The organism is Collinsella aerofaciens (assembly GCF_040910245.1).
Lineage (GTDB): Bacteria > Actinomycetota > Coriobacteriia > Coriobacteriales > Coriobacteriaceae > Collinsella.
Map to the genome: position 1 here is coordinate 1 of NZ_JBDGAY010000017.1, position 13,133 is coordinate 13,133.

Genomic DNA, 13,133 nt, shown 5'->3' on the forward strand with positions numbered 1-13,133 from the left:
CAAGCGGGGTAGCTAAAAAAGCCCCGTCCCAAATTAGCTACCCCCATCGGCTATCTCCTGCAGCCCACAATTCAGTTGAAAAGTGGGCTGCAGTTTCCCCGGGCTAGGCCAAGAGCGGCGGCTGCGTCGCCTCGCCTACTCCCCCAGCAGGGCCTTCTCGGGCGTGATCGGCAGCGAGCGGACCTGGTGGCCGGTGGCGTGCGCCACGGCCGAGGCCACGGCGGCGAGCGGCGTGTTGATGACGACCTCGCCGATCGACTTGGCGCCAAACGGGCCCGTCGGCTCATAGCTCGGCTCAAAGGCAACGCGAATGCTGCCGATATCCAGACGCGTGGGCAGCTTGTAGCTCATAAAGTTGCCGGTGCGCAGGCGGCCGCGATCGTCATGCTCGACAATCTCGTAGAGCGCGTGACCGATGCCCTGGGCAATGCCGCCCTCGGCCTGGACGCGCGCGAGCGCCTCGTTGATCACGGTGCCGCAGTCAACGGCAGCGGCGTAATCCACCACGGTCACCTTGCCGGTGGCCTTGTCGACCTCGACCTCGGCAATGCCGGCCATAAACGGCGGAGGCGAAACGGGCAGGCAGGCAGAGGCGTGCGAGGTGAGCGCGTCGCCGCCCGCGATGTTCTTGACGCATAGGTTGGCAAAGTCGCGCAGCGTAAGGTAGCGACCGCGCTCGCGAGCGGCGCGCTCGTCGGACAGGCGCACGTACTGGCCGTCGAAGACCACGTCGGCGGCGTCCACATCCCACATCTGGGCGGCCTTGGCGCAAATCTTCTCGCGCAGCTCGGTCGCGGCGTTCTTGGCGGCAAGGCCCGTCACATAGGTACCGGAGCTCGCGTACGAGCCGGCGTCGAACGGCGACACATCGGTGTCTACGCCGCGCACCACAATCTGCGAGCTCTCCACGCCCAGCTCCTCGGCAGCAATCTGCGCCAGAATCGTATCGACGCCCATGCCGTTATCGGTGGCGCCGGTGCCGATGGTAATGAAGCCGTCCTCCTCCAGGCGCATGTCGATGCCGGCGATGTCCACGTTGGAGATGCCCGAGCCCTGCATGGTGAGCGCGCAGCCCAGGGCGCGCACGCGGTCGCCCAAGTCCACGGCCAGCGGCTTGTCGCGCCAGCCGATCATGTCCATCGCGCGCAGCAGGCAGCGGTCGAGTGCGCAGGCGTTGAGCTTCTCATTGTAGTACTGCGGCATGATCTCGCCCTCGTGCACCATGTTCTTAAGGCGCAGGTCGGCGGGGTCCATGTGCAGCATGTCGGCGAGCTCGTTGACGGCGCTCTCCACGGCAAACTGGCCCTGGGTGGCACCGTAGCCGCGATACGCGCCGCCACGGTTGGTATTGGTGTAGACGGCGTCCCACCTAAAACGGCTCGCCTTCACGTGGTTGTAGATGGGCAGGCTCTTGTGGCCCGAGAGGCCGATCGTCGTGGTGGCGTGTTCGCCGTACGCGCCGGCGTTGGACAGCGTATGCAGGTCGATGGCCGTGATGGTGCCGTCGTTCATGGCGCCCAGCTTAACGGTCATCTGCATCTGGTGGCGCGAGTTGCCCGCGGTGATGGTCTCCTCGCGGGTGTAGCAGCAGTAGCTCGGACGGCCAGTCTGCTGGGTCACGAACGCCACGAAGATCTCGCAGCAGCCCGTCTGCTTGGAGCCAAAGCCGCCGCCGATGCGCGGCTTAATGACCTGCACCTGCGATTGCGGAATGTCGAGCGACTGCGCGACCATGCGGCGCACGTGGAAGGGCACCTGTGTAGAGGTGGTCACCGAGATGCGCCCAAACGCGTCGGTCGTCGCGAAGGCGCGGAAGGTCTCCATGGGCGCGGTCTGCGTGGCCTGGCTGGTGTAGGTGCGCTCAAAGACGATATCGCTCTGGGCGAAGGCCTCGTCCAGGTCGCCATAATCGCTGGTACCGCTGCACACCAGGTTGCGAGCAACGTCGCCGCCCTGCGGGAACATAAAGGTCACGTCGCCCTCAGGGTGGACTACGATGTCGTTATCGAGTGCCTGGGTAAAGTCGAGCAGCGGCTCAAGTACCTCGTAGTCGACCTTGATGAGCTTAAGCGCCTTGTCGGCGGCCTCCTCGGTCTCGGCGGCGACGATCGCCACTTCCTCGTTTTGGTAACGCACGAGGTTCTCGAGGATCAGGCGGTCGTAGGGACTCGGCTGCGGATAGCTCTGGCCGGCGATGGTAAAGCGGCGCTTGGGCACGTCCTCGTAGGTGTAAACACCCACGACGCCGGGCACCTTCAGGGCGCGCGACGTTTCGATAGAGCGGATCTTGGCGCGAGCATACGGGCTGCGCTTGAGTTTGACGATGAGCGCGCCGGCGGGCACCATATCGCCGGTGTAGACCGGACGACCCTCGAGCAGGGCCTTCGAATCCTTCTTGGGCTGCTTGTGGGTGATCTGCTTGTAGGTGACGCCGTCGCAGCTGGTGTCGTTGACCGGCAGCTCGGGCAACTCAAAGCCCACCTGTACGCCGGACTCGTTGAGGAAACGAACGATGGCGCGCAGCTGGCTCTCGTAGCCGCTGCAACGGCAGAGGTTGCCGGCGAGCTGGCGCGAGAGCTCCTCGCGCGTGGCGACAAGGCTTGGGTCCTCTTTGGCGGCGCGGGCGAGCGCCAGCACGTTCATGATGAGGCCGGGGGCGCAAAAACCGCACTGCTCGGCACCTTCGGCAGCCATTGCGCGGGCCAGTGCCTCGGACTCGGCCTTGAGGCCCTCGAGCGTGGTGATGGAGCGGCCCTCAACGCGGGCGGCGGGAACCGAGCAGCTCAGCACCGGGTCGCCGTCGAGCCACACCGTGCACAGGCCGCAGTTGGTGGTTTCGCAGGCACAGCGCACCGACGCGCAGCCCTGCTCGCGCAGCAGCGCAAAGAGCATAGTATCGGGGGCAATCTGAACCTTGACCTTGCGGCCGTTGAGCGTAAAGGAAAGATCGATGAGTTTGGCAGCCATTAGCGCACCTCGCTAGAATCGACGCCGGGCACGCGGCGGCAGGAATACTCGTCCGTGGCAAACTTGGGGATCTGCACGGTCTCGAGCTCGCGGGCAAGCGCGGCCGAAAGCTCGATGCCGGCGGCGCGGCGCACGGCCTGGACGGCGAGCGGTGCCGAGATGCGACGACGGTACTCGGCCGAGCCCCACAGGTTGGTGCCGTAACTCAGCGCGCGTACGGACGCGGCCAGGGCACGCAGCTCGTCCTCGGAAGGCTGCCCGGCGGTAAGGCCGCATGCCTCGCCCTGCAGCAGGGTCGCACGCAACGGGCGGGCACCCACGGTGACGTGCCAGGAGTTGTCCCACCAGGCGGCGGTGACATTGAGCGAGGGGAAGTCGGTCGCGGCCTTGCGCACGGCCTCGTAACTTGCGCGGTAGTCGTGCTTAACGACCACGACGTGCTCGATCACGTCGCGCATGTAGTCCATGTCCACGAACTCGACAAGCGGCACGCGGCCGGCACCCGTCAGCTCAACGTACGAATCGAGCGCCAAAAATGCCGAGAGCACGTCCGAGAAACCAAAGCGGCCGTAGATGCTGCCGCCCACCGTGGCGGTATTGCGCAGCTGCACGCCCACGATGTCGTGGACGGCGAACTCAAAGACATTGTTGACAAGCGCGTTGAGTCCGACATGACGCTCGAGCTGGCGCAGGGTGCACATGGCTCCGATGCGAAACTCGGTCTCGGTCTCCTCGATCTGATCGAGTCCACAGGCCGAAAGGTCAATCGCCGTCGCCACACGACGCGAACCCAGACGCATCCAGATGCCGCCGCCCACAATCTTGTTGTTGCGGTTTTTCTGCAAGAGCTCATAGGCTTCGGCCGCGTTTCCAACACGGACGTAGGTACCGAACTTGAGCACGTTCTCCCCCATCTCTTCACTTGTCCAGTACTTTTAAGTGTACCAAACGAGGGGCCGTCGCCATCGTCACCATAGAAAAAGGCTCCCAGCCAAGATGACTGGGAGCCTTCTGCGATGCTATGTCGAGCGAAGATTTAGCAGACGCCCTGGGCGAGCATGGCGTCGGCAACCTTCAGGAAGCCGGCGATGTTGGCGCCCATGACAAAGTTGCACTCCTGGCCATACTCCTTGGCGGTGTCGTCCACGTTGTGGAACATGCCGCGCATGAGCTGCTCGAGCTTGCCGTCGACCTCCTCGAAGGTCCAGGACAGGTGCTCGGCGTTCTGGCTCATCTCCAGGCCGGACACGAGCACGCCGCCGGCGTTGGCAGCCTTACCGGGCATAAAGGCGACGCCGTTCTCCTGGAAGTAGGTCGTGGCCTCGATGGTCGTGGGCATGTTCGCGCCCTCGCCGACCACCTTGCAGCCGTTGGCGACGAGCGCCTGGGCGTCCTCGAGCAGCAGCGTGTTCTCGCGAGCGCAGGGCAGCGCGATGTCGCAGGGCAGCTGCCACACGCCACGGCCGTCGCCCTCGTGCCACGTGGCACTGGGCTTCTCGTCGACGTACATAGCGAGCGTAACGCCCTTGTCGTGGCCGGAGCGCTTCTTGTTGTAGACATGCTCGAGCACAGTGTAGTCGATGCCGTCGGGATCCTCGACCCAGCCGTGAGTATCGGAGCAGGCCAGCACCTTGCCGCCGAGCTGGGAGACCTTCTGGACGGCGTAGATAGCGACGTTGCCGGAGCCATGAACGACGACGTTCTTGCCCTCGAAGGAGTCGCCGCGGCTCTTGAGGTACTCGTCCACAAAGTAAACCAGACCGTAACCGGTGGCCTCGGTACGGGCGAGCGAGCCGCCAAAGGAAAGGCCCTTGCCGGTAAGGACGCCGGTCCACTCGTTGGTCAGGCGCTTGTACTGACCGAACAGGTAGGCAACCTCGCGGCCGCCAACACCCAGGTCGCCGGCGGGAACGTCGGTGTTGGGGCCAATGTGGCGATAGAGCTCGGTCATGAAGGACTGGCAGAAGTGCATAATCTCGTTGTTGGACTTGCCCTTGGGGTCAAAGTCGGAACCGCCCTTGCCGCCGCCCATGGGAAGGGTGGTCAGGCTGTTCTTGAGGATCTGCTCCAGACCCAGGAACTTGAGCATGCCCAGGGTGACCGTCGGGTTAAAGCGCAGGCCGCCCTTGTAGGGTCCAATGGCAGAGTTGAACTCGACGCGATAGCCGCGGTTGACCTGAACCTTGCCCTGGTCGTCGACCCAGGGAACACGGAACATGACAATGCGCTCGGGCTCGACGAGGCGCTCAAGCAGAGCGGCCTCCTCGTACTCGGGATGGGCGTCGAGCGCCGGCTGGATGGTGCCGAGGATCTCGGACGCGGCCTGGATGAACTCAGGCTGCTCGGGATAGCGGGCCTTGAGCTCTTCGAGAACTTTCTGCGTGTAGCTCATGCTTCCTCCAATGATGGGAAACGAAAAATGTCGGTCGCGGCACCCTATGCGCCGCGAACTTTATCGAGTATGGATAATATCGCACTGTTGCAGCAAAGTTTCGCATAAGCCGACGAGCAGATGTTTCGTTTTGATTACGATGCAGGTAGAAGCGTTTTTGAGTGCCTGACATGCAAAACCCGTGTTTCAAACCTGTTTCGTCCACGTGTTCCAAACCACCACATTGGGCACCTTTGTGGTGGTGTTGGTGGTTAGAGGACGAGCTGATGGTAGTCGGCGGGGGTTATACGGCCTTCGGTGGCGGCACGGAAGGCGGCGAGGGCATCGCCCGAGAACGGCATGGCCCAGCACAGGCCGCAACCTGCGGTAATGGAGCCGGGCAGCGGCATGATGCGCCCGGGCACACCGGCGGCAAGACACAGCTGTTCGCATTCCATCACATCGAAAGTGCTGTCGAACGACACGATAATCTTGCGTTCGTGGTCGAGAGCGTCACCGGACGAAGCCTCGCGGTGCGACTCGCGATACGCAGCCGCCGCTGCCTCTTCCTCGGCCGTATGTCCACAGCCGCCACAGCCGCAGGTGCAAGGCTCGGACCCGTCGCAAGTGCAAGGTTCCCCGGTATCGGGGCAAATATCATGTGACACGGCATCTCCCGTCATTGATGTGTGCAGATCTAGGCGAGCAGCTCGGCTGCCGCAAACTCCTCGGGCGTATTGACGTTCTCGAAGCAGAGCGTCGAGCCTGCGACCTTAACGATCTGCGGCTCATCCATATAACCAGCCTGAACGCGATTAATCAGGCAGCGAATGCGCTGACGGTCGCAGGCGAGCAGCTCTTGGGCAACCGGCGCACACGCATCGCGGCGCCAGACGGCACAAAGCGGCTCAATCCCCCGCTCCTCGCGCGGTACGCACACGTCGAGCGCCTCGGCCTCAGTACGATCGGCAAGCGCACCGATGAGTTCCGGCGAGACAAACGGCATATCGCAGGCGACGATCGCCACGAGCGGCAATCGGGCCGCGGCCAACGAGCTCGCGATGCCGCGCATGGCGCCCGCCGACCCCTCAAGGTCCGCCACCACACGCGGCACCAGACCGCCAAACGCGCGCTCCTCAAGGTAGGCAAGCTCGCTGGGACGCGAAGTCGTCACGACTAACTCACCGGCAACTTGCGCCAGCCGACCCAGCACGCGCTCGATGAGCGGCTCGCCGCAAAACGTCATGCGCGCCTTGTCGCAACCCATGCGCGACGACAGCCCGCCCGCCTGGACGACGCAAGAAAGATCGGCTCGTCTTACGGTAGTCATACGGCAAAACACCCCCATCGGCATGCTCGAAACCCTATGCACGAAGCTAAATACCGCCGCCGAAATAGCGGCGCTACGAAAAGCTCGTGCAAAAACAAAACAGCGCCTTTGCGGCACGCAGCAAGACCGCGAGCACAAAAGCGCTGGTAGCGTATGGCGGGAACGTATGTGAATCGAACACATCCAAGACGTTTTGCACGCCTCGCAACGGTTTTGAGGACCGCGGAGCCCACCGGAGCCCATCCGTTCCCAAGTGCGGCGGTATTTTACCAAACTAGCAGGGTAGTCTTTTTGGGGCTTTTTTAGCTGCCCCAAGCTGGATCAAAGGATGATTTTTCTGGGACGGGGATTTAATAATCATTAGGTACTCAATGATTATTAAATCCCCGTCCCAGAAAAATCATCCACACCGTCCCAAAAAGACTGACTTGGCACCGCGCCACGAAAACGGACCATCTACTACGTTCGACCGGCATGGGTCGACTATACAGGTGTTTTTAGAAAATCGGCAAGCCGTCTACCTGCGGTTTTAATTTCGCGAATTTCGGAATGATTGAGGGTAGTCGACTGAATGTAGTAGATAGGCCCCTTTCGTGGCGACCGGCCCGATTCAAGGCTCAAGATGGCCAGCTTCGGCTGGCCATCCTCAAAGTTGCGGTGGAATAGTTCCTGGAAGAGGCATCTAAACCGGAAAACAGGAACTATTTCACCGCAACTGAAGGGGGCGGGGCGGTATGACCGGTCTAGCGCAGGGAGCGCAGGCCGCCGGCATCCTTGTCGAGCACCGTAAAGCGCACGGCATCCAGGTGCTCCAAGATGCTGATGGCGCGTTTGCGCGACACGCCCAGGGCCTCGCGCAGCACGCTCGTGGTGGCAGCGCCGCCGGCTGCCTCAATGGCGGCGGCGACGAGCTCACGCGCATGGGCCTCGGCGGCAGCGGACAGGGCAACGTCGCGCTCGACCTTAACGATCGAACGGTTAAGCGAAAGCTCGCGCAGGGCACGCGTCATGGTGTCGCGGCCGAGCTGCAGCTGTTCGCCCACCTCGGGAAGCGCCGGTGCATCCAGGCCGGCCTCGTCAAGCAGCGCGACGATCTGCTCGCAAGCCTCTCGCACCACACGTGCCGCCGCGGCGGCCGAATGCGGATCGAATACCTCGGCGCCCTCGGCGGCGCACACGCCACGCGAGCAGCCCTCGGCAATCAGAGCCGCGGCAACGGCTTCATCAGCGGCAGGCCACGCAGCATGGGCAACGGCGCCGGGCGTAAAGCCCGTCTCCTTGGGAGCCGCCGCATGCATGGCTGACAGGGTAGCCGCCAGTGCATCCATCGCGGCGTCGAGCACGGAAGCATCTGCATACAGCGAGCCATCCGAGCCAGCAAGCGCGCGAGCAGCGCCCCTCGCCACCAACTCACGCAACGCCGCCTCAGCCTCACCGGCAACAAGATCGAGCGCCGCGGTAACATCGGCAGCCGCAACCGGCAGCGCTTGCAGCGCCAGCCACGCATCCACAGCGCCCTCAACATCTCCGGCCTCGAGCGCCGCATACAGCGCACGCTCCCCTTCGGCAAGCTCGCGAGAGCGACGGCAGCGAGAAAGCAGCACGCGCCCGCCGCCAATAAGCATCACGGGCGAATAGGACAGCACCACGGCATGATCCCCGGCACGTAGCGGCAGCGAGTTATCCAAGCGCACCTGAACAATACGGGTTTCGCCCACCGCCATGGGGGCCTCGCCCTCCATGAACATGATGCGACCGACGACCTCGGCCGTACCCGCCATCACGTGCACACGCGCACCCGACTCGAGAACACGCGGCTTGGCTCCCTCGCGACCCAAATACGTAAACGTCATCATAAAGCGCATCGTCTGGCCAAAGCGACCCTCCACGCCGAGCATCTCACCGCGATCGAGCGCAGCAACGCCGTCACCAACCAGGTTGAGCGCCACACGCTGACCGGGCAGCGCCCGTTGCGTGTCGCCATGCACTTGGATCCCGCGTACGCGGCAGGCCGTGCGCGACGGCAGCGCGACGAGCTCATCGCCCACCGCAACCGGCGCATCGTGCAGCGTTCCCGTCACGACGGTGCCGGCACCCTTGATCGTAAAGCAGCGGTCGATGGGCAGACGCGGTGCGGCATCGGTGAGCTCGGCACGGGCTCGGCAGGCACCCCAGCAAGCGGCAACCTGCTCGTCGAGCGCAGCCAGCAGGTCATCGATTCCCGCGCCGGTCTTGGACGACACAGGCACCATCGGCGCGTCCGCAAACACGGTATCCGAAAGAAAATCGTCCACGTCGAGCTCGGCCAGCTCAATCATTTCGCTATCAGCCAGGTCGCACATCGTCAGCGCGACCACCATATGCGTGACGCCCAGCAGCTCCAGCACATGCACGTGCTCGCGGGTCTGCGGCATAACGCCCTCGACGGCCGAAACCACCAGCACGGCCACGTCGATACCCGTGGCGCCCTGCACCATGGCGCGCAAGTAATGCGCGTGGCCCGGCACGTCGACCAGGCCAACGATCTTGCCACTCGGCAGCGCCAGCTCGCCAAAGCCCAGCTCCACGGTCATACCGCGACGGCGCTCAACCTCCAGACGGTCGGGATTCTTGCCGGTCAGAGCCTCAATCAGTGCCGACTTACCGTGGTCAACGTGGCCCGCCGTGCCAACGATAACGGGACACTCCACCAGCGCCTGAACCTCACTCATCGAGCAATCGCCTTCTCAACGCATGCGGCAAGCGTCGACGCCGCCGTCTCGATATCGCGGTCGCCCACGAGCGTACGGACGTCAAACAAAATGCGATCGTGCGAGGCGCGCGTGACGACCGGCGTGTCGAAATCTTGGACGAGTGAGCGCTTGAGTGCGTCAACGGAAAGACGCTCATCGACAAGACGCACGGCAACGCACATGGTGGGCAGCTCAACGGTAGGCAGCGAACCGCCGCCGGGAGTCGACGACTCCTCGACGATCTCCACCTGAACGGCGCACAGGCAACCGGCCTTGTCGAGACCGGCGACCATACGATCGCGCAGCTTGCGGGCACGTCGCTCCAAATGGGTCTGCGGAAGCGTAAGCATGCTGAGCACCGGAATATCGCGATGGGCAACATCGGCGCCATCCATGTAGATACGCAGCGTGGCCTCGAGCGCCGACAGGGCCAGTTTGCCCGGGCGCAGGGCGCGCATAAGCGGATGTGACCCACAGGCCTGAACCAGGTCACGACGGCCCATGATAATGCCCGCCTGTGCTGCACCGAGAAGTTTATCGCCCGAGCACGACACCAAATCGAGCCCTGCCGAAACCGAAGCCGGCGTGGTTTCTTCGCCTCCGCGCACCAAGATGTCGTCGGGCAACAGCGCGCCCGACCCCTGATCTTCATAGAACAGCAGGCCGTGCTTATGGGCCAGTGCGGCGAGCTCCCGAGAGCCCACTTCCTCGTGAAAACCCTCGATGCGATAATTGGAAGGATGAACCTTGAGGATCATGGCCGTATCGGGCGTAATAGCTTGCTCATAATCTGCCAGGTGCGTGCGGTTGGTGGCGCCGACCTCGACGAGCTTGGCGCCCGAGGCCGCCATGACATCGGGGATGCGGAAGCTGCCGCCAATCTCGACAAGCTCGCCGCGGCTGACGATAACCTCTTTGCCCGCGGCATGGGTGGCAAGCACCAGCAGCACCGCGGCGGCATTGTTGTTGACCACGAGCGCGTCCTCGGCACCGGTGAGTGAGCGGATCAGCTGCGCGGCGTGCTCCTTGCGCGAACCGCGTGAACAGGTGTCCACGCTGTACTCGAGCGTGCTGTAGCCGCGCGCGACCTCGGCCACGGCCTTGGCGGCCGACTCCGCGAGCGGGGCGCGACCCAAGTTGGTATGGATGACCACACCCGTGGCATTAACCGCTGGGCGCAGGCTCGGCAGCGCGGAGCGGTGCGCACGCCACTCGATAGCCGAAGCCAGGTCACGCTTGGAACGCGGGGCGGCGCCGGCGCGAATGGCGGCGCGCTCCTCGTCAAGCTCGGCCGTGACGGCGGCATGGACCACCGCGTCGCAGGTCTCCCCTGCCGCCTTCACCACCGGCCACTCGGTGAGCAGCTCGTTGACGGAAGGAATGGCACGCAGACGGGCGCGCACCTCATCGGACATGTTCTGGCTATCGCTCATGTGCGGCCTTTCAAAACCAAAGGTGAATCAATCGTTCGAACGTCAAACTATCAGCCAATTCGATCGGCTGAGTCAATCAATCGTTATTATCCACGTGCTCCGTGATCTTTTCCACGCGAACGGCGTTTTCCTGGGTGAGCGCGGCACCTGTCAACGGATCCCAACGCAACGGCGTATGGTCGAGCGGGCCCACGCCCAAGGCTTGAGCGCCACCGACATCGGCGCCAAGCGAACGCCCGCCGGGGGCGGCCGACGTGAAGATGCACGCCGGATGCAGATAGGGCGTCGTCTCCACGCGCACGCGGTCGCGGCCCATATCGCTCACGAGCTCGACGATCTCGCCGTCGGCGATGCCCATGTGCGCAGCAGCATCGGCATTCATCTGCACGGCATCCAGGTCCGATCCAGCCTCGGCGGCACCTTGAGCCGCAAGCCTGCGCGAGGTGTGCGACTCAAAGGGACGGTTGCCACTAATGAGGCGAAACATCCCCGGGCCGGGCTCCACAATGGGCGCAATCCAGTTGGGCACACGACCCATGCCGACTCGTTCCCATACGTCGCTTGCCAGCGCAATTTTGCCGCCGGCAAGCGGAATCACCGGCTCACCCGTGCGCGACGGCAGCGCCACGCCCGTATCGGCCCAGCCGCGCTCCTTGAGCTCGTCCAGATCGATCCCAAAAGGCGCCACCTGGGCAGCCGTCAGATCGTCAGACGTAAACTGGAAATACTCGCCCACGCCACACGCCTGCGCCAGACCGGCAAAAATCTCCCGACCGGGACGTGTGCCGTCATGCTGCACGGGCAGCACGGCGTTGCGGTAGAACACGCGCGAATCGTTGACGCCCACGACCGTGCCCACACCGCGGTCGGCCTCCAGATACGTCACGTCGGGCAGCACGAAGTCAGAAGCACGCGCCGTCTCGGACCAACGAATATCAATCGTCACAAGCAAGTCGAGCAGCTGCAAAATACCCAACCAAGCCTGTGCATTGCCATAGCCCGCACCGGGGTTACTGGCATAGACGATGAGCCCACGCAAATCGCCGGCAAGAATCGACTGGCCGATGGTCGTGCACAGACCGCGCTCGGGGTCGACGAGCGGATAGCGTTCGGACCCCAACTTGGGCTCACGTGGCATCGACGGCGTCGCGAAACGCGCAGGGTCCAAATCGCCCAACGCAAGCGGTGTGGGCGGGTTGAGGGCACCGCCCGCATGTCCGATGCAGCCCAGCAGCACATCGACCAAACAGATAGCGCGCGCCGTCTGCGTACTGTTGGCATACGCGATACCGATGCCGCCATGAAAGCCCGCATCCACCACGGCGGCAGGCGCGGCGGCAGCCAGATCGCGCGCCGTGGCGACAATCTCTTCGGCCGGCACGTCGGACATCGACTCAGCCCACTCGGGCATCCAAGCACTGGCCGCCTGCGCCAGCTCATCAAAGCCCGTGGTATAGCGGGCAACGAACTCGTGATCGTACAGACCCTCGGCAATCAACACGTGTGCGATACCCAGCAGCAACGCCAGATCGCATCCGGGACGCACGCGGAGCCAGCGATCGGCAATAGCAGCCGAACCGCTGCGCCGAGGGTCAACCACGATGATTTTCGCCCCACGCCGGCGCGCGTCGTTGAGCGCATCGACCGACCCCATCGACGACGAATCCACCAAGGAACGCCCCAGGTACATGATGCAGTCGGTATGCGCAAGGTCGGAGGCGGGACTATAGCCCAGGCTGTGCTCCCAACCGGTAAGTCGGCTTACCTCGCAGGCACCGTCGGCACCGTACACGTTGGGCGAGCCCAGCGCATGCATAAAACGATAGGCCCAGTAGCGGTCGAACGAGGGCACGCCGAGTGTCATGCCCAGCGCACGAGGCCCGCGCTCGTCAACAATCCCCAAAAGGCGCTCGGCAATCTGGGCAAACGCCTCATCCCAGGAAATCGCATCAAACCCCGAGCCATCAGCTCGGCGGCGCATGGGATGCAAAATCCGGTCGCGCTCGTCAAACGGCATGTCCAGGCGATGCCGCCCGCGGGCGCACAGGGCACGCGCCGCGCACGGATGCCCCGGCACCGGCAACTCGGCCACCACGCGACCGTCCTCAACGCGTGCCGCAAAGGCGCAATCGGCATAGCATCCCCCGCATGCAGTCACCACGGCGCGACCGTCACGCTTCACAGCAGATGCCATCTCGATTACCCCTTTCATCAGCCAAACACAGCAGGCCAAAAGCCCGGCAACGAGTCCCGGACCCAAAAAGCCTCCCGCACGGCAACGCCCCGCGGGAGGCCCAACG

8 protein-coding genes and 1 tRNA gene are annotated in these 13,133 nt (G+C 63.9%); all 9 read right to left on the bottom strand.

Going from position 1 to position 13,133, the window contains the following annotated elements:
• Nucleotides 1-135: 135 nt before the first annotated feature.
• Complete coding sequence (locus tag AB5Z20_RS06860) at nt 136-2,967, bottom strand: molybdopterin-dependent oxidoreductase (protein WP_368156758.1); 2,832 nt, start codon at nt 2,965-2,967, stop codon at nt 136-138.
• A complete protein-coding gene (locus tag AB5Z20_RS06865; protein WP_368156759.1) occupies nt 2,967-3,869 on the bottom strand; it encodes a xanthine dehydrogenase family protein subunit M in 903 nt (300 codons plus the stop codon). Before AB5Z20_RS06865 ends, AB5Z20_RS06860 begins: the two co-directional genes overlap by 1 nt.
• 134 nt (nt 3,870-4,003) lie before the next feature.
• Entirely contained in the window at nt 4,004-5,359 is a 1,356-nt protein-coding gene (gdhA, locus tag AB5Z20_RS06870) for an NADP-specific glutamate dehydrogenase (RefSeq protein ID WP_368156760.1), read from the bottom strand.
• Nucleotides 5,360-5,610: 251 nt separating this feature from the next.
• Complete coding sequence (locus tag AB5Z20_RS06875) at nt 5,611-6,006, bottom strand: DUF3343 domain-containing protein (protein WP_250787825.1); 396 nt, start codon at nt 6,004-6,006, stop codon at nt 5,611-5,613.
• Nucleotides 6,007-6,035: 29 nt separating this feature from the next.
• On the bottom strand, nt 6,036-6,668 hold the full coding sequence (gene mobA, locus AB5Z20_RS06880; RefSeq protein ID WP_250787826.1) for a molybdenum cofactor guanylyltransferase: 633 nt from the start codon (nt 6,666-6,668) through the stop codon (nt 6,036-6,038).
• A 154-nt stretch (nt 6,669-6,822) separates the two neighbouring features.
• A tRNA-Sec gene (locus AB5Z20_RS06885) sits at nt 6,823-6,919 on the bottom strand.
• A gap of 492 nt (nt 6,920-7,411) precedes the next feature.
• Complete coding sequence (gene selB / locus AB5Z20_RS06890) at nt 7,412-9,379, bottom strand: selenocysteine-specific translation elongation factor (protein WP_250787425.1); 1,968 nt, start codon at nt 9,377-9,379, stop codon at nt 7,412-7,414.
• Nucleotides 9,376-10,833: an L-seryl-tRNA(Sec) selenium transferase gene (gene selA / locus AB5Z20_RS06895; protein ID WP_229089680.1), complete on the bottom strand. Its 1,458-nt coding sequence runs from the start codon at nt 10,831-10,833 to the stop codon at nt 9,376-9,378. Before selA ends, selB begins: the two co-directional genes overlap by 4 nt.
• Nucleotides 10,834-10,909: 76 nt before the next feature.
• Nucleotides 10,910-13,027 (bottom strand): molybdopterin-dependent oxidoreductase, encoded by a 2,118-nt coding sequence (locus AB5Z20_RS06900; protein ID WP_368156761.1) that lies wholly within the window; start codon nt 13,025-13,027, stop codon nt 10,910-10,912.
• Between the last annotated feature and the right edge of the window lie 106 nt (nt 13,028-13,133).